At 68.7% G+C, this 21,180-nt stretch carries 18 protein-coding genes; 15 read left to right on the top strand and 3 right to left on the bottom strand.

The window, feature by feature from the left end:
* Positions 1-64: 64 nt before the first annotated feature.
* The 14 genes from motA to ACSFBM_RS12595 all read left to right on the top strand — a co-directional run bounded on the left by motA (position 65) and on the right by ACSFBM_RS12595 (position 16,731).
* Entirely contained in the window at positions 65-925 is an 861-nt protein-coding gene (gene motA / locus ACSFBM_RS12660) for a flagellar motor stator protein MotA (protein ID WP_435436202.1), read from the top strand.
* Between the two features lie 50 nt (positions 926-975).
* Positions 976-1,875, top strand: coding sequence for a flagellar motor protein MotB (gene motB, locus ACSFBM_RS12655; protein WP_435484648.1), 900 nt, complete (start codon positions 976-978; stop codon positions 1,873-1,875).
* 56 nt (positions 1,876-1,931) lie between these two features.
* The gene (cheA, locus tag ACSFBM_RS12650; RefSeq protein WP_435484647.1) at positions 1,932-4,040 is read left to right on the top strand and encodes a chemotaxis protein CheA; all 2,109 of its coding nucleotides are present in this window, start codon (positions 1,932-1,934) and stop codon (positions 4,038-4,040) included.
* A gap of 26 nt (positions 4,041-4,066) precedes the next feature.
* Positions 4,067-5,392, top strand: a complete 1,326-nt coding sequence (locus tag ACSFBM_RS12645) for an EAL and HDOD domain-containing protein (protein ID WP_435484646.1) — start codon at positions 4,067-4,069, stop codon at positions 5,390-5,392.
* A 92-nt stretch (positions 5,393-5,484) separates the two neighbouring features.
* Positions 5,485-6,351 (top strand): CheR family methyltransferase, encoded by an 867-nt coding sequence (locus ACSFBM_RS12640; RefSeq protein WP_435484645.1) that lies wholly within the window; start codon positions 5,485-5,487, stop codon positions 6,349-6,351.
* The gene (cheD, locus tag ACSFBM_RS12635; protein WP_435484644.1) at positions 6,348-7,034 is read left to right on the top strand and encodes a chemoreceptor glutamine deamidase CheD; all 687 of its coding nucleotides are present in this window, start codon (positions 6,348-6,350) and stop codon (positions 7,032-7,034) included. Before ACSFBM_RS12640 ends, cheD begins: the two co-directional genes overlap by 4 nt.
* Positions 7,035-7,090: 56 nt before the next feature.
* Entirely contained in the window at positions 7,091-8,125 is a 1,035-nt protein-coding gene (locus ACSFBM_RS12630) for a protein-glutamate methylesterase/protein-glutamine glutaminase (RefSeq protein WP_435484798.1), read from the top strand.
* A gap of 31 nt (positions 8,126-8,156) precedes the next feature.
* A complete protein-coding gene (cheY, locus tag ACSFBM_RS12625; protein ID WP_172839779.1) occupies positions 8,157-8,552 on the top strand; it encodes a chemotaxis response regulator CheY in 396 nt (131 codons plus the stop codon).
* Between the two features lies 1 nt (position 8,553).
* Positions 8,554-9,195, top strand: a complete 642-nt coding sequence (gene cheZ / locus ACSFBM_RS12620; protein ID WP_435436209.1) for a protein phosphatase CheZ — start codon at positions 8,554-8,556, stop codon at positions 9,193-9,195.
* Between the two features lie 154 nt (positions 9,196-9,349).
* Positions 9,350-10,513, top strand: a complete 1,164-nt coding sequence (gene flhB / locus ACSFBM_RS12615) for a flagellar biosynthesis protein FlhB (RefSeq protein WP_435484643.1) — start codon at positions 9,350-9,352, stop codon at positions 10,511-10,513.
* Positions 10,510-12,609 carry a flagellar biosynthesis protein FlhA gene (gene flhA, locus ACSFBM_RS12610; RefSeq protein ID WP_435436211.1) on the top strand — a complete coding sequence of 700 codons (2,100 nt, stop codon included), beginning with the start codon at positions 10,510-10,512 and terminating at the stop codon, positions 12,607-12,609. The genes flhB and flhA overlap by 4 nt, the downstream gene beginning before the upstream one ends.
* Positions 12,606-15,155, top strand: a complete 2,550-nt coding sequence (gene flhF / locus ACSFBM_RS12605; protein WP_435484642.1) for a flagellar biosynthesis GTPase FlhF — start codon at positions 12,606-12,608, stop codon at positions 15,153-15,155. Before flhA ends, flhF begins: the two co-directional genes overlap by 4 nt.
* 10 nt (positions 15,156-15,165) lie before the next feature.
* A complete protein-coding gene (locus ACSFBM_RS12600) occupies positions 15,166-15,960 on the top strand; it encodes a MinD/ParA family ATP-binding protein (RefSeq protein ID WP_435484641.1) in 795 nt (264 codons plus the stop codon).
* Positions 15,961-15,996: 36 nt separating this feature from the next.
* Positions 15,997-16,731, top strand: coding sequence for an RNA polymerase sigma factor FliA (locus tag ACSFBM_RS12595; protein ID WP_435436214.1), 735 nt, complete (start codon positions 15,997-15,999; stop codon positions 16,729-16,731).
* On the opposite strand, the gene ACSFBM_RS12590 is transcribed toward ACSFBM_RS12595, so the two are convergent.
* Positions 16,715-18,700: a type VI immunity family protein gene (locus tag ACSFBM_RS12590; protein WP_435484640.1), complete on the bottom strand. Its 1,986-nt coding sequence runs from the start codon at positions 18,698-18,700 to the stop codon at positions 16,715-16,717. The genes ACSFBM_RS12595 and ACSFBM_RS12590 overlap by 17 nt on opposite strands.
* A gap of 201 nt (positions 18,701-18,901) precedes the next feature.
* Between ACSFBM_RS12590 and ACSFBM_RS12585 the strand changes: the two genes are divergently transcribed.
* Positions 18,902-20,845 carry a glycoside hydrolase family 15 protein gene (locus tag ACSFBM_RS12585; RefSeq protein ID WP_435484639.1) on the top strand — a complete coding sequence of 648 codons (1,944 nt, stop codon included), beginning with the start codon at positions 18,902-18,904 and terminating at the stop codon, positions 20,843-20,845.
* Here the strand turns inward: ACSFBM_RS12585 and ACSFBM_RS12580 are convergent.
* Together ACSFBM_RS12580 and ACSFBM_RS12575 are read right to left on the bottom strand one after the other, a co-directional pair.
* Positions 20,799-21,023 (bottom strand): hypothetical protein, encoded by a 225-nt coding sequence (locus tag ACSFBM_RS12580; RefSeq protein WP_435484638.1) that lies wholly within the window; start codon positions 21,021-21,023, stop codon positions 20,799-20,801. The two genes, ACSFBM_RS12585 and ACSFBM_RS12580, sit on opposite strands and share 47 nt — an antisense overlap.
* The gene (locus tag ACSFBM_RS12575; protein WP_435484637.1) at positions 20,996-21,148 is read right to left on the bottom strand and encodes a hypothetical protein; all 153 of its coding nucleotides are present in this window, start codon (positions 21,146-21,148) and stop codon (positions 20,996-20,998) included. The genes ACSFBM_RS12580 and ACSFBM_RS12575 overlap by 28 nt, the downstream gene beginning before the upstream one ends.
* Positions 21,149-21,180 lie beyond the last annotated feature (32 nt).

Genomic DNA, 21,180 nt, shown 5'->3' with positions numbered 1-21,180 from the left:
GCGCCCGTCTTGCGGACGTTCGGGGATTGAATGAATTGACGCCTCAGGGCGATAGGGGTAGCCCGTGCTGGTTCTGGTTGGATACATCGTGGTGATCGGTTGCGTGTTCGGGGGCTACGCCCTCATGGGCGGGCACTTCGGCGTCCTGTTCCAGCCGATCGAGCTGCTCATGATCGGCGGCTCCGCGCTGGGCGCGTTCATCGCGGGCAACAACGGCAAGACCATCAAGGCGACCATCAAGGAGCTGCCGCTCCTGCTGCGCAGCTCCAAGCACAACCGCCAGCTCTACATGGACCTGATGGCGCTCCTGTACGAGCTGCTCGCCAAGGCCCGCAAGGAAGGGATGATGAAGCTGGAGTCCGACGTGGAGAACCCGGCCCAGAGCGAGATCTTCTCGCGCTACCCGAACATCCTGGGGCACGAGGGCATCACCGTGTTCCTGAGCGACTACCTGCGCCTGGTCATCAGCGGCAACACCGACGCCCACGAGATCGAGGCCCTGATGGACCACGAGATCGAGACCATCCGCCACGAGGCCATGGTGCCCGGCCACAGCCTGGCTCGCGTGGGCGACGCGCTGCCGGCGCTGGGCATCGTTGCCGCCGTGATGGGCGTGGTGCACGCGCTGGCCTCGGCCAACCTGCCGCCTTCCGAAATGGGTGCACTGATCGCCCACGCCATGGTCGGCACCTTCCTGGGCGTGCTGCTGGCCTACGGCTTCGTGTCGCCGCTGGCCTCGCTGATCGAGCAGAAGGTGGAAGAGAGCATGAAGATCTACCAGTGCGCCAAGGTCACGCTGCTGGCCAACCTCAATGGCTACGCGCCGCAGCTGGCCGTGGAGTTCGGCCGCAAGGTGCTGTTCTCGACCGAACGCCCGTCCTTCTCCGAACTGGATGACCACGTTCGCGAAGTCAAGGCGCGCTGACGCGCCGCCCGACCCGATACCCCAGCCATCGAGCGAACGACAGAGCCACCATGAGCGAAGGCAAGCCAAGGATCATCATCAAGCACGTGCACAAGGCGCACGGCGGCGGCCACCATGGCGGTGGCTGGAAGATCGCGTATGCCGACTTCATGACGGCCATGATGGCGTTCTTCCTGGTGATGTGGCTGCTGTCCATCTCCAGCCCGAAGCAGCGCGACGGCATTGCCGAGCACTTCCGCATGCCGCTGCGCGTGGCGATGAACGGCGGCGACAAGGCCAGCCTGAGCTCCAGCATGATCTCCGGCGGCGGCGCCGACCCGATGCATGTCGAGGGCGAGGTCAGGAACACCGAGAGCACGAGCGAGGACGAGGCCGACGCCAGCCGCCTGGCCGAGATGAAGAAGCAGCTCGACGAGCTCATCGCCAAGAGCCCGGTGTTCCAGCAGTTCCGCTCGCAGATCCTGATCGACATCACCACCGAAGGCCTGCGCCTGCAGATCGTGGACACCGAGAACCGCCCGATGTTCGAACTGGCCAGCGCCCGCGTGGTGCCGCACATGCGCGCCATTCTTCGCGAGCTGGCGCCTGCGCTGAACCTGCTGCCCAACAAGATCACGCTGTCGGGCCACACCGATGCCATCGTCTACACCAACGACCGCTCGTACGGCAACTGGGAGCTGTCGGCCGACCGCGCCAACGCCTCGCGCCGCGAGCTGGTCATCGGCGGCATGACCGAAGGCAAGGTGCTGCGCGTGATCGGCCTGGCCGACAGCATGCACCTGGACAAGGCCGACCCGCGCAGCCCCATCAACCGGCGCATCAGCATCATCCTGCTCAACCGCCGTACGCAGGAACGCATCGAGCACGAGAACAGCACCGAACCCGTGGGCACGCGCGTGGGCAACGTGCCCGGCGCGCCCGCTCCCAAGGCGACGCCCGCGTCGCCATGACAACGACAAGAAATCACATGCGGCAGGCGTGAGAGCGCAGGCCCGGAGCACAAGAGATGGACCTCAGTCAATTCACCCAGGCATTCTTCGTCGAAGCCATCGAGCTTCTCGCGGAGATGGAGCAACTGCTCCTGGCGCTCGATGTCGAGTCGCCGGACAGCGAACAGCTCAACGCCATCTTCCGCGCGGCGCACTCCATCAAGGGAGGCGCCGCGACGTTCGGTTTCACAGCCCTGACCAACACCACGCACGTGCTCGAGACGCTGCTGGACCGCGCCCGCCATGGGCAACTGGTCCTGAGCGCTTCGATGATCGATGCCTTTCTGGAAACGAAGGACGCCTTGCAAGAACAACTCACCGCCTACCAGGCCGGCAAGGAGCCGGAACCCGACATGGTCGCGCACATCTGCGGCGTGCTCCAGCAGCTCGCACAGGAAAACGGCGGCGACGGCAGCGCGGCGCCCAAGCCGCTGGCCGCGCGCACGCCGGTGCCAGCGCCTGCACCGGCACCCACGCCGGTGCCAGCGCCCGTTGCCGCCGCGCCCGCACCCGTGGACGCCGAAGCAGCGGCGGGAGACGGGGTGCTGCGCATCCGCTTCGCCCGCCTGTCCGACAGCGAATGCGAGCTGCTGGCCGGCGAGCTCGCCAACCTGGGTACCGTGCGCTCGCGCACGCGCAGCAGCGACCAGCTGACCGTCCTGCTGGAGACCACCTGCGACCCGGACGACATCGTGGCGGTGTGCTGCTTCGTCATCGACGAGTCGCAGATCGACATCTCGCGCGATACCGGCGATGCGCCCGAGGCTGTGCAGGCCGTGGCCGCCGTCGAGGCGCCCGCCGCCGTGGCGCAGCCCGAACCCGAGCCCGAGCCCGAACCGCTCCTGGTCGCCGAGGCGCCCGTGAAGCAGGCCGCCGCCGCAGCCCCCGCGGCAGCCGGCGCCAAGGAGTCCAGCTCCATCCGCGTGGACGTCGAGAAGGTCGACCAGCTCATCAACCTCGTGGGCGAACTCGTCATCACGCAGTCGATGCTCACGCAGGCCGCCACCATGCTCGACCCCGTGGCCTACGAACGCTTCCTGAGCGGCCTGGGCCACCTGGAGCGCAATGCGCGCGACCTGCAGGAGTCGGTGATGTCCATCCGCATGATGCCGATGGACTATGTGTTCAGCCGCTTCCCGCGCGTGATCCGCGACGTCAGCGCCAAGCTGGGCAAGCAGGTGCGCCTGGACACCTACGGCAAGGAAACCGAGCTCGACAAGGGGCTCATCGAGCGCATCGTCGATCCGCTCACGCACCTGGTGCGCAACAGCCTGGACCACGGCATCGAAACGCCCGAAGTCCGCCTGGCCAAGGGCAAGGACGCCACCGGCCAGCTGCTGCTGTCGGCGCAGCACCACGGCGGCAACATCGTGATCGAGGTGAGCGACGACGGCGCCGGCCTCAACCGCGAACGCATCCTCGCCAAGGCCCTGCAGCAGGGCATGGCGGTCAGCGAGACCATGCCCGACGAGGAGGTGTGGCAACTGATTTTCGCGCCAGGCTTCTCCACCGCCGAGCAGATCACCGACATCTCCGGGCGCGGCGTGGGCATGGACGTGGTCAAGCGCAACATCCAGGAAATGGGCGGGCATGTGGAGATCCACTCGCGCGGCGGGCAGGGCACCACCACGCGCATCATCCTGCCGCTCACGCTGGCCATCCTGAACGGCATGTCGGTCAAGGTGGGAGCCGAGGCCTACATTCTTCCGCTGAGCTACGTCATCGAGTCGCTGCAGCCGCTGCCCGAGCACCTTCATTCGATCACCGCCGACGGCCATGTGATCCGGGTGCGCGGCGAGTACCTGCCGCTCATCGAGCTGCACCGCGTGTTCGACGTGAGCGGCGCGCAGACCCAGCCCACGCAGGGCATCCTGGTGATCGTGCAGGCCGACGACACGCGCTTCGCGCTGATGGTGGACGAGCTGCTCGGCCAGCACCAGGTGGTGGTGAAGAACCTGGAGACCAACTACCGCAAGGTGCCGGGCATCTCGGCCGCCACCATCCTGGGCGACGGCAGCGTGGCCTTCATCATCGACGTGGGCGCCATGCCGCGCATCCAGCGCGCGCAGGCCGCGAGCGCGGTCGCGCTGGCGGCTGCCCGGAGGACCGACGCCATCGCCCTGTGACGCCCACACAAGACGGAGACAGCTGAATGCGTTTCGATTTCTTCCGACGTTCCGGTTCCGGGGACGCCAACGGCAACGGCAACGGCGCCTCGGGTGCCACGCCGGTTTCCAGCGAGCCCGGTGCCAACGGCCACGTGGCCTATGAAATGCTGCTCGATGCGCAACGCCGCGTCATCGGCTACCGCATGGCGTGGCGCGAGCCCGGCGACGAGCCCGGCTCGCGCACGGCGTCGCCGGCCGCTGGCGTCAAGGCGCTGATGGACACGCTCGCCGTGCACCTCAACCCTGAGAACACGGGCTGGCTGCTGGGGCCGCAGGTGCTGTTCGTCGACGTGGCCGTCGACGCGCTGTTCCAGAGCGAGCTGCAGTCGCTGCCGGCACACAACGTGGTGCTGTGCATGGGGCCGGAAGACCTGCTGGACGCCGACATGCGCTCCATCCTGATGTTCCTGCGCGAACAGGGCTTCGGCTTCATGCTGTGCGGCGCGCAGGCCTTGCCTGACGACCCCGAGCTGCGCGCCATCGTCACCCACTTCGAGGTGGACGCCACCGACGTGGCGACCGTCTCGCGCATGCGTCAGGAAATGCTGCTGGGCCATCCGCCGGTGGAGCTCATCGCCGCGCGCGTGAAGAACTGGAACGAGTACGAGGCCTGCATCGCGCGCCGCGTGAACGTGTTCATCGACGGCACCTTCGGCAACCCGCCGGTGCGCGAGGCCGAGGACGCGCTGCAGCCCGAGTCGCTGCTCATCGTGCAGCTGATGCAGATGATCCAGCGCAACGAGGATGTGCGTGCCATCGAGGCCGCGCTCAAGCACGACGCAGCGCTGACCTACCGGCTGCTGCGCTACATCAATTCGCCGTCGGTCGGCGTGGCGGTGGAGATCCATTCGCTGCGCCACGCGGTGACGATGCTGGGCTACTCGCCGCTGTACCGCTGGCTGTCTCTGCTGCTGGCCACCAGCAACAAGGCGGGCTCGCCCTTCATGATGAAGAAGGCCATCCTGCGCGGGCGTTTCGTCGAGCTCATGGGCCAGGGCATGCTGCCGCCCGGCGAGTCCGACAACCTGTTCGTGGCCGGCATGTTCTCGCTCCTCGACCAGTTGCTGGGCGTGTCGATGGAAGGCGTGCTGCGCAAGGTGCAGCTCACCGAGGCGGTGCAGCAGGCCATTCTGTCGCGCGGCGGGCTCTATGGCCCCTTCGTGGCGCTGGCCGAGGCCTGCGAGCTGGACAACGGCGAGGCCTCGCGCCTGTCCGAAGCGCTGTTCGTGAGCGCCGCGCAGGTCAACGCGGCGCAGCTGTCGGCCCTGGTGTGGTCGCAGGACGCGGGTCCTGCCGCTTCGGGGCCGTGAAATGAGCGTGACCGCGACCGTGACGGCGCCCAAGCCCCGGAAAGTGCAGGGCTTTGGTGCGTCTGATCGGCGCATTGGAAACCTCGGGTGCTATGTACATTGAAAGCCACATTTCCAAGGCTGCCGTGAACTCCGAGTTTCTTTTTACCGACAGCGATTTCTCGCGGATCCGCACGCTCATCCATCGCCGCGCCGGCATCGCCCTGGGCGAGCAGAAGCGCCAGATGGTGTACAGCCGCCTCTCGCGGCGGCTGCGCGAGCTGCAGGTGCCCGAGTTCGCCACCTACCTCGACTGGCTCGAAGAGCGCCAGGACGGCGACGAGTGGCAGGTGTTCATCAACTCGCTCACCACCAACCTCACCTCGTTCTTTCGCGAGGCGCACCATTTTCCGACGCTGGCCGACCATGTGCGCCGCGCGCAGCAGCCGGTCACGGTGTGGTGCGCTGCGGCATCGACCGGGGAGGAGCCCTATTCGCTGGCCATCACGCTGATGGAGGCGCTGGGCGACAAGGCGGCCTCCGCGCGCATCATCGCCACCGACATCGACACCGCGGTGCTGGCCAAGGCCGCCACCGGCGTGTTCACCACCGAGCAGGTGCGCGCCCTGGCGCCGGAGCGGCTGCGCCGCTTCTTCAACAAGGGCACGGGCGCGAATGCCGGCAAGGTGCGCGTGCGCCCCGAAGTTGCGGCGCTGGTGAAGTTCTCGCGGCTCAACCTGCTCGACAGTTCGTGGTCGGTGAAGGAGCCGGTCGACGCGATCTTCTGCCGCAACGTGATGATCTATTTCGACAAGCCCACGCAGAAGAAGGTGCTCGACCGCTTCGCGCCGCTGCTCAAGCCGGGCGGCCTGCTGTTCGCCGGGCATTCGGAGAATGCGTCGCTCGTCAACCCGGCGTTCCGCCCGCTGGGCCAGACCGTGTACGAGCTGGCGCGCGCGCGGACCGCGGGCCTGCCATGAGCGCCACCCATGTGGGCGCGCCGGGAGCGGTGGCGACCCATCACTACTTCGACCGCGACGTCGGCCTGATGGCCGTGAAGCTGCTGCCGTCCGAGTACTACGTGACCTCGAGCGACACCGTGCTGAGCACCGTGCTCGGTTCGTGCGTGGCCGCCTGCCTGCACGACCGCGAAGCGGGCGTGGCGGGCATGAACCATTTCATGCTGCCCGACGAGGGCGAAGCGGCCCCCGGCGCACCCAGGCGCGACGCCACCGAATCGATGCGCTACGGCGCCTACGCCATGGACGTGCTCATCCGCGAGCTGGTGCGCGTGGGCGCGCGGCGCGACCGGCTGCAGGCCAAGGTGTTCGGCGGCGGCGCCGTGCTGGCCAACATGACGACGCTGAACATCGGCGACCGCAATGCGGATTTCGTGCTGCGCTACCTGCGCGACGAACGCATCGAGGTCGCCGCGCAGGACCTGCGCGGACCGCATGCGCGCCGCGTGTGCTTCCTGCCCTCGACCGGCAAGGCCATCGTGCGCAAGCTGCGCGCGCAGACGGAGGTTCAGCAGGTACAGAGCGTGGAAGGCGAATTGCTGCGCGGGCTCACCGGCCTGCGCACCGCGCCCGATTCGCAACGAACGGCCCCCCTGCCGGTCGCCCGTGTGGCGCCGGCGGCCGCAATCAAAGGAAACCGGTGAGCGTCAAGAAAATCAAGGTGCTGTGCGTCGACGACTCGGCACTGATCCGCAGCGTGATGACCGAGATCATCAACAGCCAGAGCGACATGACCGTGGTCGGCACCGCGGCCGACCCGCTGGTGGCGCGCGACCTCATCAAGGTCACCAACCCCGACGTGCTCACGCTCGACGTGGAAATGCCGCGCATGGACGGGCTGGAGTTTCTCGAGAAGCTCATGCGCCTGCGCCCCATGCCCGTGGTGATGGTGTCGTCGCTGACCGAGCGCGGCTCTGAAATCGCGCTGCGCGCGCTGGAGCTGGGCGCCATCGACTTCGTCACCAAGCCGCGCCTGGGCGTGCGCGACGGGCTGCTCAACTACACCGAACTCATTGCCGGCAAGATCCGCACGGCCGCGAGTGCGCGGCTGCTGCCGAGCCGGCACGCCACCGCGCGCCCGGGCCATGGCGCAGGTGCCGACGCGCCGCAGGAATCGCTGCTGCGCAGCCCGCTGCTGAGCACCGAGAAACTCATCATCATCGGTGCGTCCACCGGCGGCACCGAGGCCATTCGCGAAGTGCTGCAGCCGCTGCCGCCGGATTCGCCCGCGGTGATGATCGCGCAGCACATGCCGGCCGGCTTCACGCGTTCGTTCGCGCAGCGCCTGGACGGCCTGTCCCGCATCAACGTGAAGGAAGCCGAGCACGGCGAGCGCGTGCTGCCGGGCCATGCCTACATTGCGCCGGGCGGCTTCCACCTGTCGCTGGCGCGCAGCGGCGCCAACTACGTGGCGCACCTCGACCAGGAGCCGCCGGTGAACCGTCACCGCCCGTCCATCGACGTGCTGTTCGACTCCGCGGCCAAGCATGCCGGCAAGAACGCCATCGGGATCATCCTGACCGGCATGGGCAAGGACGGCGCCGAGGGCCTGTTGCGCATGAAGCGCGCCGGCGCCCACACGCTGGCCCAGGACGAAGCGAGCTGCGTGGTCTTCGGCATGCCGCGCGAAGCCATCGCGCTGGGCGCGGTGGACGACGTGTCCCCCCTGAGTGAAGTGAGCCGCCGCGTTCTGGCGCATCTGCGCACGTTCGGTGAACGTGCGAACCGAGTTTGAAAAAAGACCTGTTGGAGTTGGAAATATCGTGATCGACAAGAGCATCAAAATCCTGGTTGTGGACGACTTCCCGACCATGCGCCGCATCGTGCGCAACCTGCTGAAGGAGCTGGAGTTCCTCAACGTCGACGAGGCCGAGGACGGCGCGGCCGGCATCGAGAAGCTTCGCGGGGGCAACTTCGGCTTCGTGGTGTCGGACTGGAACATGCCGAACATGGACGGCCTGACCATGCTGCAGACCATCCGCGCCGACCCCGAGCTGAAGAAGCTGCCGGTGCTGATGGTGACGGCCGAGGCCAAGAAGGAAAACATCGTGGCGGCCGCGCAGGCGGGCGCCAACGGCTACGTGGTGAAGCCCTTCACCGCTGCCACGCTGGAAGAAAAGATCACCAAGATCTTCGAAAAACTTGCCAAGGAAGCGGCGTGACATGAGCCAGATCGCGACGGAGGCTGCGGACTCCACCAACACCGCCGAACAACTGCTGGGCCGCATCGGCCAGCTGACGCGCCAGCTGCGCGAGGGCCTGCGCGAGCTGGGCCTCGACAAGGAAGTCGCCAAGGCCGCCCAGGCGATTCCGGACGCGCGCGACCGCCTGAGCTACGTGGCCGAGACCACCGAGCGCGCGGCGCACCGGGCGCTCAACGCCATCGACGTGGCGCAACCGCTGCAGGAAGCGCTGGCCGCCGACGCCAAGGGCCTGAGCCAGCGCTGGGACAAGTGGTTCGAGAACCCGATCGAGCTCGACCATGCGCGCGAACTGGTGCTGGACACGCGCGGCTACCTCCACCAGGTGCCGCAGCGCGCGAGCGAGATCAACTCGCAGCTGATGGAAATCCTCATGGCGCAGGACTTCCAGGATCTGACCGGCCAGGTCATCAAGAAGATGATGGAAGTGGTCAACGACGTGGAGACGCAGCTGCTCCAGGTGCTCATCGACAACTCGCCCGCCGAGAAGCGCGTCGAGGCCGCCCACAGCCTGCAGAACGGCCCCCAGGTGAAGCCGGGCAACCCCGACGCGGTGACCGACCAGGCACAGGTCGACGACCTGCTGGAGAGCCTGGGCTTCTGACGCCCCGAAGCGCCCGGCCAGCCTCGGCCGGGCTGCGCTGATTAAGCGAAGAGCAGGGCGATCAGGGCCCTGATCGGCAGATTGTTCCGGACCACCAAATTCAATAATTTGGTTCTAGGCAAGGCGTATTCCGCCACCGCCATCCGGAGCATGAATGTCTGAGGAAAGCGATCTCGAAAAAACGGAACCCGCCTCCGAGCGGCGCCTGGAGAAGGCGCGCGAGGAAGGCAACGTTGCCCGTTCACGCGAACTCACCACGTTCGTGATGCTGGCGACCGCCAGCGCCGGGCTGTGGCTCGCCGGCGATTCGCTCAGCCAGAGCCTGAACGGCGCGCTGCGCCTGGGCCTCCAGTTCGACCGCACCAGCGCCTTCGACCCGCAGCACATGCTGGCCCAGACCGGGCTCATGGCGATGCAGACGCTGATGGCCGTGGGCCCCTGGTTCGCCATGATGGTCGTGGCCGCGGTGGTCGCGCCGCTCATGCTGGGCGGCTGGATGTTCTCCGGCAAGGCGGTGGCCTTCAAGGCCGAAAAGCTCAATCCGCTGGCCGGCATCGCGCGCATGTTCTCCGCGCAGTCGCTGGCCGAGCTGGTCAAGGCGCTGGCCAAGTCGGTGCTGATCGGCTGGGTGGCGTGGTGGGTGGTGTCGGGCGACATCGAAGCCCTGATGGCGCTCATGGCGCAGCCCGCGCACTACGCGCTGCCGCACGCCGTGGTGCTGGTGGCCAAGCACTGCGCGCTGATCGCCGCCACGCTCTTCCTGGTGGCCGCGATCGACGTGCCCTTCCAGCTGTGGAGCTACTTCCGCAAGCTGCGCATGTCGCGCGAAGACCTGCGCCAGGAACACAAGGAAAGCGAAGGCGATCCGCAGATCAAGGCGCAGATCCGCCGCCAGCAGCAGCAGATGGCGCGCCGCCGGATGATGGCCGAGGTGCCCAAGGCCGACATCGTGCTGACCAACCCGACGCACTTCGCCGTGGCGCTGAAGTACATGGACAGCGACATGCGCGCGCCGCGCGTGGTGGCCAAGGGCACCGAGCTGGTGGCCGCGCGCATCCGCGAGATGGCCAAGGAACACAACGTGCCCATCCTGGAGGCACCGCCGCTGGCACGCTCGCTCTACAAGCACACCAAGCTGGGGCAGGAGATTCCCACGGGCCTGTACACGGCCGTGGCCGAGGTGCTGGCCTGGGTGTACCAGCTCAAGCGCTGGAAGAGCGACGGCGGTGACGCGCCCCGCACGCCGACCGACCTGCAGGTGCCCGCAGACCTTCAATACACCGACACAGACCAACCCGTGGAACCCCAAGCCGCATGAACGCGCTGACAACTTTCCTGCGACTGCCGCCGAACGCGTTCTCCGGCTCGCAGTTCAAGGGCATGGCCGGCCCGGTGCTCATCATCCTCATCCTGAGCATGATGGTGCTGCCGCTGCCGCCCTTCCTGCTCGACCTGCTGTTCACCTTCAACATCGCGGTGTCGGTGATGGTGCTGCTGGTGAGCATGTACACCATGAAGGCGCTCGACTTCGCCGCCTTCCCGGCGGTGCTGCTGTTCTCCACGCTGCTGCGCCTGTCGCTGAACGTGGCGTCCACGCGCGTGGTGCTGATGCACGGCCACACCGGCCCCGACGCCGCGGGCAAGGTGATCGAGGCCTTCGGCCACTTCCTGGTGGGCGGCAACTTCGCCGTGGGCGTGATGGTGTTCATCATCCTCGTGCTGATCAACTTCATGGTGATCACCAAGGGCGCGGGCCGCATCGCCGAGGTGGGCGCGCGCTTCATGCTCGACGCCATGCCCGGCAAGCAGATGGCCATCGACGCCGATCTGAACGCCGGCCTGATCGGCGAGGAAGTGGCCCGCAAGCGCCGCGCCGAGGTGGCGCAGGAGGCCGACTTCTACGGTTCCATGGACGGTGCCAGCAAGTTCGTGCGCGGCGACGCCATCGCGGGCCTGCTGATCATGGTGATCAACATCATCGGCGGGCTGGTGGTCGGCATGCTGCAGCACGGGCTGGACTTCTCGACCGCCGGCAAGACCTACACGCTGCTGGCCATCGGCGACGGCCTGGTGGCGCAGATTCCGGCGCTGGTGATCTCCACCGCGGCCGGCGTGATCGTCTCGCGCGTGACCACCGACGAGGACGTCGGCAGCCAGCTGACCGGCCAGCTCTTCTCCAACCCGCAGGTGCTGTTCCTCACGGCCGGCATCGTCGGCCTGCTGGGCATGATTCCCGGCATGCCGAACCTGGCGTTCCTGCTGATCGCGGGCGGCCTGGTGTGGCTGGGCCGCCGCCTGCTGCTGCGCAAGCCGAAGGAGGCCGCGCAGCAGGCTGCGGCCGCCGCGCAGGCCGCGAGCGTGTCGCCCGCGGCCGAAATGGCCGAGGCCACCTGGGACGACGTGGCCATGGTCGACCCGCTGGGCATGCAGGTCGGCTACCGGCTGATTCCGCTGGTGGACCAGTCGCAGCAGGGCGAGCTGCTGGGCCGCATCAAGAGCATCCGCAAGAAGGTCGCGCAGGAGGTGGGCTTCCTGGTGCCGGTGGTGCACATCCGCGACAACCTCGAGATCAACCCCAACACGTACATCATCAGCCTGAAGGACGTGGAGATCGGCCGCGGCGAGGCCTACCCCAACCAGTGGATGGCCATCAACCCCGGCCAGGTGACGGGCTCGCTGCCCGGCACGCCCACGCGCGACCCGGCTTTCGGCCTGGCGGCGGTGTGGATCGACGCCAACCTGCGCCAGCAGGCGCAGGTGTACGGCTACACGGTGGTCGATGCCTGCACGGTGATGGCCACGCACCTGAACCACCTGATCCAGACGCACGCCGCCGAGCTGCTCGGGCGCCAGGAAGTGCAGCAGCTGCTCGACCAGATCGCCAAGACCGCGCCCAAGCTCACCGAGGACCTGGTGCCCAAGGTGCTGTCGCTCAGCACGCTGCACAAGGTGCTGCAGAACCTGCTGGACGAAGAGGTGCCGATCCGCGACATGCGCACCATCCTGGACGTGATGGCCGAGCATGCGCCGACCATCAAGGACCCGACCGAGCTGACCACGCTCACCCGCCTGGCCCTGGGCCGCGCCATCACGCAGCAACTGTTCCCGGGCGACACCGAGATGCAGGTCATCGGCCTGGACGGCTCGCTCGACGGCGTGCTGCAGCAGGCGCTGACCAGCAGCAGCGGCATCGAGCCCGGCATTGCCGACAACCTGCTGCGCCAGGCGCAGGCCGCCATCGTTCGACAGGAACAGCTGGGCCTTGCGCCCGTGCTGGTCGTGCAGCACGCGCTGCGCGTGCTGCTGTCGCGTTTCCTGCGGCGCAGCCTGCCGCAGCTCAAGGTGCTTTCGCATGCGGAGATTCCTGACTCCCGCACCATCAAGATCACTGCCGCCATTGGAGGACGCGTTTGAATTCCCAGCAGACCGACGTGCGCACCACCGCACGCAAATTCGTCGCGGCCACCAGCCGCGAAGCCCTGAGACTCGTGCGCGAGGCGCTGGGCGCCGACGCCATCGTGCTCAGCCACCGCGTGGCGCCGGAGGGCGTCGAGATCGTCGCCATGGTGGAGGGCGAGATGCAGCAGGTGGTGGGCGACGCCTCGCCCGTGAAGCCTGCGGCTGCCTTGGCCTCCGCAGCCCCTTCGGTCCCTGCGGCTGTGGTGCCCGTTGCGATTGCCGCGCCTGTTGCGCCTGTCGCACCGGTGGCACCCGTCGCCCCTGTCACCCCTGTCGCTCCCGTCGCGCGCGCCGTGCCGTTGACACCGGTCGCCGCGGCGCCCGTGGCCCCGGTCGCGCCCTCCGCGCCGGCCGACACGGTGCTCCACGAACTGCACTCCATGCGCGGCATGATCGAGGAGCAGCTCGCCAGCGTGGTGTGGAACGACAAGCAGCGCCGCGACCCCGTGCGCGGCCGCCTGCTGCGCACGCTGCTCGGCGCCGGCTTCAGCGCGAAGCTGTCCAAGGCCATGCTCGAGAAGCTGCCCACCGGCCAGAGCTACGCCGAAGGCATGGCCTACGTGCGGTCCGAGCTGATCCGCGCCGTGCCCGTGCATGAAGACGAAGACGCCCTGTTCGCGCAAGGCGGCGTCTATGCGCTGATGGGCCCGACCGGCGTCGGCAAGACCACCACCACCGCCAAGCTGGCCGCGCGCTGCGTGATGCGCTTCGGCGCCGACAAGCTCGCGCTGGTCACCACCGACAGCTACCGGATCGGCGCCTACGAGCAACTGCGCATCTACGGCCAGATCCTCAACGTGCCGGTGTACGCCGTGAAGGACGCGGCCGACCTGCACCTCGTGCTGCAGGACCTGCGCGACAAGCACATGGTGCTGATCGACACCGTCGGCATGAGCCAGCGCGACCGCGCGGTGCCCGAGCAGATCGCCATGCTGGGCCAGAGTCCGCGCCCGGTGAAGCGCCTGCTGCTGCTGAACGCCACCAGCCACGGCGACACGCTCAACGAGGTGGTGCACGCCTACCGCCAGGGCAACGAGCTGACCGGCTGCATCTTCACCAAGGTCGACGAGTCCACGCACCCGGGCGCGCTGATCGACACCGTCATTCGCCACCGCCTGCCGGTGCACTACATCTCCAGCGGCCAGAAGGTGCCCGAGAACCTGTTGCAGGCCGACCGCGCACAGCTGGTGGACAGCGTGTTCCAGCCGCGCCAGCACAACCCGCTGTTCGTGCCGGCCGAGAGCGACCTGCAGGAAGAACCTGCGGGCGCCGGCCCGTCGGCGCAGGTGGTGCAGGCGCAGGGCGAGACCGACCGCCTGCGGCTGAAGTACCAGAACCTGATCCGCGCCATGGCGCACGACGCGCAGGAGCTGGCCACCGCCGCGGGCGCGCTGTCCGGTGCGCAGATCGGCTTCGATCGCGCACGCGGCCTCTGGCGCCAGGCGGGCGACGCCGAGATCGGCCAGAAGGCCGTGCTGCAAGACCTCGCGGTGCATGCGCGCGGCGAAGTGGCCGCGGGTTGCGAGACCCACGTGCTGGCGCTGTCGGGCCAGATCGGCCTGCGCTCCAACGAAGGCGGCGACGCCTACGAATGCCATGGCAGCCTGCTGCTGTCGGACCGCACGGGCCTGCCGCTCGCCGCCCCGAACCAGTGGCTCGCCACCGCCGCCACGCGCGGCGTGAAGGACCCGGCGCGAAAGCCGGGCGCGCGCCAGGCGCCCTGGCTGCGCCAGCAGGACTTCGGCGCCCGCACGATGGTGCATGTGCTCACGCGCCTGCCCGGCATCGAGGCCATGGTGCAGTGGCAGGCCGCCGGCCAGCGCTGGCTGGCGCGCGCGCCGGGCTCCACCGCCGTGATCGATTCGCGCACCGGTGCGCCCGACACCTTGGCCCGCCTGGATCTCGAATTCGGCGAAGGCCGGCCGGTGCGCTTTCGCGGCAAGCCGGCGCTGCAATGCGAAGCGCACGTCGACGTGGTGCTGCGCTTCAACGCCGCCGCCGCGGCGGCGGGCATCGAGCGCGACGCCATGCCCGCGCTGCGCTGCGTGGCCACCCGCACGCTCGACGCGCGCACCGGCAACGTGCTGGCGCTTGGCTTCGCGCTGTCGAACATCGGCACCGAGGTGACGGCGCGCCAGCTCGCGCAATGGCAAGGCTGGGCCAACGAGGCCGAGCCCTGCTTCCGCCTGCTGCGCGACGGCGTGCAGCTGGTGGGCGGCATCGGCGAGTTGGGCGACCCGGACAACATGAAGCGCCTGCTCATCGCCGGGCAGGTGACCACCACCGTGTGGCGCCTGCTGCACGCCGAGGGTGAATGGGCCGACCGCACGCGCACGCTGCTGGGCCAGCTGACGGCCCGCCCCGCGCGCAACGGACGGCTCATGAGCGGCAGCGCGCTGTATGCCGGCGTGGGCAAGCTCTTCCTGCTGCTGGAGGCGCTGGGCACCGAATCGACGGCGCCCGTGCAGGCGCCGCGCGCGCTGGAGCCGCTGGGCCGATGAGGAGAACCGCATGAGCAAGCTGGTCGCCGACCAGGCGGACGGACTGCGGCGCCTCTTGGCGCCGAAGCCCACGCGCGTGATCGCCGTCGCCGGCATGGGGCAGGGCGCCGGCGGCACCACTGCCGCCATGAACCTGGGCGTGGCCCTGGTCCAGCAGGGCAAGAGCGTGCTGCTGCTGGACGAACACTGCCCGAAGGAAGGCTCGGCCTGCGAGGTCTGGGCGATCGATCCGCTCGGCAGCCTGGCCGACGTCGCCAGCCATCGGCTGACGCTGGACGGGGCCGACGTGCAGGCCGGGTGCGGGGTGCACGTGCTGCCCGCGCCGCCCGGCGTGGCGCCGGACACGACCGACCCGCGCGCGCTGTGGCCCGAAGGCGTGGTCATCGTCGACGCCGCCTTCGACAGCGAGGGGCGCCTGTCGCCGCTCGCGCGGGCTGCGGACGACCTGCTGCTGGTGCTCAAGCCGCATCCGGCGTCGATCACCTCGGCCTATGCGGGCATCAAGAACCTGCACTACGCGCACGGGCTGAAGCAGCTGCGCTTTCTCATCAACGGCGTGGTCGATGTCGACGGCGCGCAGCAGATCATGAACAACCTTGCCAATGCCGGCAGCCGCTACCTCGCGCTGTCGCTGCTGCCCGCCGGCCTGGTGCGCTTCGATGCGCGCATTCCCGACGCGTGGCGGCTGAAGCAGACCATTGCCGAGGCCTTTCCCGCCAGCGCGGCCGCGGTCGACTTCCGGCGCCTGGCCGACGACGTGGGCCGCTGGCCGTGGCGTGCGGCCGTGCCGCTGCAGGCCGCCTGACGCGCCGACCACCCCATCAACGGAACAAGGACGGCCGTGTACACCGCACAGGGAACCATCGACAAATCGCACCTGCTGGCGCAGCATCAACCGCTGGTGCGCCGCATCGCGCTGCAGATGATGTCCAAGCTGCCCGCCAGCGTGGAGCTGGACGACCTGATCCAGGCCGGCATGCTGGGCCTGCTGGACGCGTCCAGCCGCTACCAGGACAACCGCGGTGCGCAGTTCGAGACCTTCGTCAGCCAGCGCATCCGGGGCGCCATGCTCGACGAGCTGCGTGCCAACGACTGGGGCTCGCGCGGGCTGCGCCAGTCGGCGCGTGGCGTCGAGAAGGCCATTCACGCGCTGGGCCACCGGCTCGGGCGCTCGCCCACCGAAGGGGAGATCGCCAAGGAGCTGAAGATGGACCTGGAGGCGTACCAGTCGCTGCTGCAGGAAATTCAGGGCTGCCAGCTGCTGTACGTCGAGGACTTCGCCAAGGACGATGCCGACAACCCCTTCCTCGACGCCCATTCGCAGGAATCGCGAAAGGACGGACGCGCGAGCAGCGACCCGCTGGAGCAGTTGCTGGAAAGCGGCTTCAGGCACCAGCTGGTCGACGCGATTGCAACCTTGCCCGAGCGCGACCAGCTGCTGCTGAACCTGTACTACGAGGAAGAGCTGAACCTGCGGGAAATAGGCGCCATTCTCGAAGTGAGCCAGTCGCGCGTGTGCCAGCTGCACAGCCAGGCGATCAGCCGGCTGCGCGCGAAGCTCAAGGACCTGCTGTAGGGCCTGGTGCGGGGCCGACGGCGGCCCAGTCGCTGTCGGTATCGAAGCGCCGCAGCCAGCGCGCCGACGTGGCTGGCGTGAACATGTCCTCGCGCGCCGTGTTGGGCGGATGGCTCACCAGCCAGAGCCTTGGCAGGCGCACCGGCTTCAGCGCTTCGGCCAGTGCGCGCAGGGGCGCGGGCACCCCTTGTTCGATCGGGTGCAGCGCAGGAGCGTCGCCGGCCTCGATCCACAGGCCCCGGGCTTCCATGCACGGCTGCACGCGCAGGCCCGGCACCTGGCCCAGCCGGCCTTGCAAGGCATTCACGCCCCCCAGCGTGGTGGCGTGGTCGCCGCACACCAGCACCCCGAAGCTGGGCGTGCGCATGCCGCCCTCCAGGCTCATGCCGTCGGACCTGCTGGAGCGCATGAAGAAGGGCTTGTCCACGTCGAGCCCGAGAAACCGTTGCGCCAGGGCGAACTCGGCCACCTGCTGGAACGCATAGCGCTCCAGCACCGGCGGGCGCCCGATGCCCAGGCCCATGTAGGCCTGCACGGGCTGCAACCGTTGCAATGCGTCCAGCCACCAGGCGCGCAGTTCGTCCTTGCGCGCCGTCCAGAACGCCAGCGGAAAGTGCAGTGCGAGGTAGTCCAGGCCGGGCGCGGCCTTGGCAAGGCGCGCGCGGCGGCACTGCGCGAGCGCCTGGAACTCGAACTGCGACGAGCTTTCCTTCGTCGGGGCGTCGAAGGCTTCGAGCGAGACGGTGTCGTCGGCATGCTTGAGGAAGTGGGTTTCGATGTCGGCCTGCGTGTGCGCCCTGCGCGCGACGGCGCCGCTGCGCAGGCCCATGTAGCGGGTCAGCGCGTGGCCGGTGAGCGCCTGGAACTCCTCGTGCAGCTGCGGAATGAGCAAGGCCAGCCGGCCCGCGTCGGCCTTGGAGCGCACCTGAAAGTAGGCCGAGGCGTGCATGGCCAGCCGCCAGGTGGCGGGCGGTTGCGACGGGCCCGACGCATCGCTCGCAGGCACCGTGGCCGTGGCGCCGGCGTTGGTGCGCAGGGCGTCGATCCAGCGCTGCAGCTCGGGTGCGGGCAGATGGTCGCGGCCGCGCATGCCGGGCGCGTAGAGCACGTGGAACCGGTCGCGGCCGAACATTTCGACGAGGGCCTGGCTCTGGTTGAGTCCCAGCGAGTCGGGCGTGAGCTTCAGCTCCACGGCGTGCGTCACCTGCGCCGCGCTCGGCGACGCGTGGCCCGGCGGCACGACCACCAGGTCGGCGGAGAGGCTGCCCTTGGGCTTGCGCCAATGGCAGTCGCCCTTGCGCGCCGGCCTGGGGGCCGGGTTGCCGATGAGCGGCATGCCGTTGACGGCAAAGGCCAGCTCCGACTTGAAGGGCGCCTGCCAGAAGCCCACCTGGTACTCGCAGGCGTCCAGCAGCGTGGCGAAGCTGCGATGCGCGTCGCTGCGCACCTTGGGCTTGTCGTCGCCGCCGGCATGCACCGCGGATTCCTCGCCGGGCTGCATCTCGTAGCAGCGCGAGTCGGGGCGCACCGGAAAGGCCACGGCGAAGGCACCGAGCGCGCGATACAGCGGCAGGAAGGGCAGCGGCCGGCCCCAGGTGTTGCGTGCCTCGTCGTGGCCTTGCATGGCCGTGGCGTCGGCGACGGCGCTGGCTGCGATGCAGTGGCGGCCCAGGTCGGCCAGCACCTGCGTGAGCACGCCCGCTGCCTTGCGCAAGCCGGCCTCCTGCCATTGCAGCGCGGGATAGATTTGCAGGCTGGCCTCCAGGTCCTGTTCGAGCAGCGCGCCGACCGGCAGGGTGGGCGCTTCGGCGGCACAGAGCAGCTTGCCCAGCCGGTACACGAGCACGCCCATGGGACGGCGCAGGGTTTCGATGCCTTCGGGGCCGAGCGCGTCCAGCACGGCCAAAGCCTTGGCGAGGTGCGGTTCGCAGGAGGTCTGGAGGGGGTGGGGCGGGAGGGTGTGCGCCATCGGGGACTCGCATCGCGAAAAAAAGAACGGCGGAGTTTGCAAGGCCCGACGTGCCTGAAAAGCGAACAATGGTTAAGTCGCGCGCGGCACCAGAAGAATCCCGCGCGAACTGCGAACAAGTTCGCACACCTCGCGGTCAGGCTTTGTCCGGCACGGGCGCGCGCCGCTTTCCGGCGCGCCGCCGCAGCGCCTGGCGTCACGATGGCAGCCTTGCCAAAGCAATCTTCCCTTCCCCCCAAGCGCCGCGCGGCGCGCCCCATCGGCGACTACGCGCTCATCGGCTCGACCCACAGCGCAGCGCTGGTGCACCGCGGTGGCGACATCGAATGGCTCTGCCTGCCGCGCTTCGATTCGGCCGCCATGTTCGCCAGCCTGCTGGGCGACGAGCGCAACGGCCACTGGACGATGCGCGCCAAGGACCCCAAGGCGCGCGTCACGCGGCGCTACCTGCCCGGCACCGTGGTGCTCGAGACCACCATTGACACGGCGAAGGGCTCCGCCACCGTCACCGACTTCATGCCGCGGCCCGCAGCCGACGGCACGCAGGAGGTGGTGCGCATCGTGCGGGGCGTGCGGGGCACCGTGGCCATGCACACGGAGTTCCGCATCCGCTTCAACTACGGCGAGTGGATGCCGTGGATGGACCGGCGCGACGGCGCGGTGTTCGCCACGGCCGGTCCCGACGCGGTGCGCATCACCTCCGGCGTGCCGCTGACCAACGAGAACTTCGCGAGCTTTGCCGACTTCAGCGTGTCCGCCGGCCAATCCATCGCTTTTTGCCTCGACTGGTTTCCCTCGCACCTGAAGCCTCCGGTGACGCGCGACGCCAGCGCCCTGCTGGTGCGCACCGTCGCCGAGTGGAGCGCATGGACCGAACGCTGCGGCTACCGGGGCGAGTTTCAGGAGCCGGTGATGCGCTCGCTGCTCACGCTCAAGGCGCTGACCTACGAGCCGACCGGCGGCATCGTCGCCGCGCCGACCACCTCGCTGCCCGAGCAGCCGGGTGGCGAGCGCAACTGGGACTACCGCTTCTGCTGGTTGCGCGACGCCGCGCTCACGCTGTACGCGCTGATCGGCTCCGGCTACGTGGAAGAGGCCAGCGCCTGGCGCTGGTGGCTGATGCGCGCGGTGGGCGGTTCACCCGAAGAGCTGCAGGTGATGTACGGCCTGCACGGCGAACGCTCCCTGACGGAGCTCGAGCTCGGCTGGCTGTCGGGCTATGAAGGCAGCCGGCCGGTGCGCATCGGCAACGGCGCGCACGGGCAGCTGCAGCTCGACGTGTTCGGCTCGGTCATCGCGGCCTTTCATGCGGCGCGCAAGGCCGGGCTTTCGGACATGGACAAGGTGTGGCCCCTGGAGCGCGCCATTGCCAGGCAGCTGATGGTGCTGTGGAAGGAGCCCGACTGCAGCCTGTGGGAGGTGCGCGGCGAGCCGCGCCACTTCGTGCATTCCAAGATCATGTGCTGGCTGGCCTTCGACCGCATGATCGCCAGCGCGACCGAGTTCGGCCTGGAAGGCCCCGTCGAGACATGGCGCGCGGTGCGCGACGAAATCCATGCCGAGGTGTGCGCGCGCGGCTACGACGCCGTGAGCAATTCCTTCGTGCAGTACTACGGCGCCGACACGGTCGACGCGGCGTTGCTGTGGATGCCGCTGATCGGCTTCTTGCCGATCCACGACGCGCGGGTGCAGGGCACCATCGCGCGCGTCGAGAAAGAGCTTGTCTTCAACGGGCTGGTGTACCGCTACCGCACCGAGGAGGGCGTGGACGGGCTCGCAGGCGGGGAGGGCGCGTTCCTGGCGTGCAGCTTCTGGCTGTCGAACGTGTACGTGGCCATGGGCAAGGTGCGCAAGGCGCGCGCGCTGTTCAAGCGGTTGCTGGCGCTGGGCAACGACCTGGGGCTGTTCGCCGAGGAATACGACCCGGTGGCGAAGCGCCAGCTGGGCAATTTTCCGCAGGCCTTCTCGCACATCGGGCTGGTCAACAGCGCGCATGCGCTGGTGTCGGCGCAGGGCGGCGTGTGGGAGCTGGCGGACCTGGACGGCAAGGCGGGCCCCAGGTCTTCGCAACCTGCGGCTAAGCCGAAGAGGCCGACGCCTAAGAAGGCGACGCCGAAGCCGCGAGCGCGAACTCCTCGGCGCTGAACACCGTGTGGAAGACGCTGCCGTCGAAAATCTCGAACAGCTTCTTGGAGACTTCGCGGCTTTCGTAGCGCACGGGGGAGTCGAGCGCTGCGGCAATGTCTTCGCGGCTCGCATAGCGGATGGACAGCACCATCGCCAGCGTGGGGTCGCTCACGTCGCTTTCGAGCTGGCGCAGCACGCGCACTTCGAGCGCGCCGGGAAAGCGGGTCCACAGGGCACCAGCTTCTGGTGCACGTGCTGGTCGAAGGCCTCTTCCATGCCGGGCTTGACCTGGCCCTTGAAGAACGCGCAGCGGATGAACATGGGTGTCTCTTTTCTGTTGTGGAAACGGGGTG

This window comes from Variovorax pasteuri (assembly GCF_051216435.1).
GTDB lineage: Bacteria > Pseudomonadota > Gammaproteobacteria > Burkholderiales > Burkholderiaceae_C > Variovorax.
This window is presented reverse-complemented; position numbering and strand designations above follow the sequence as displayed.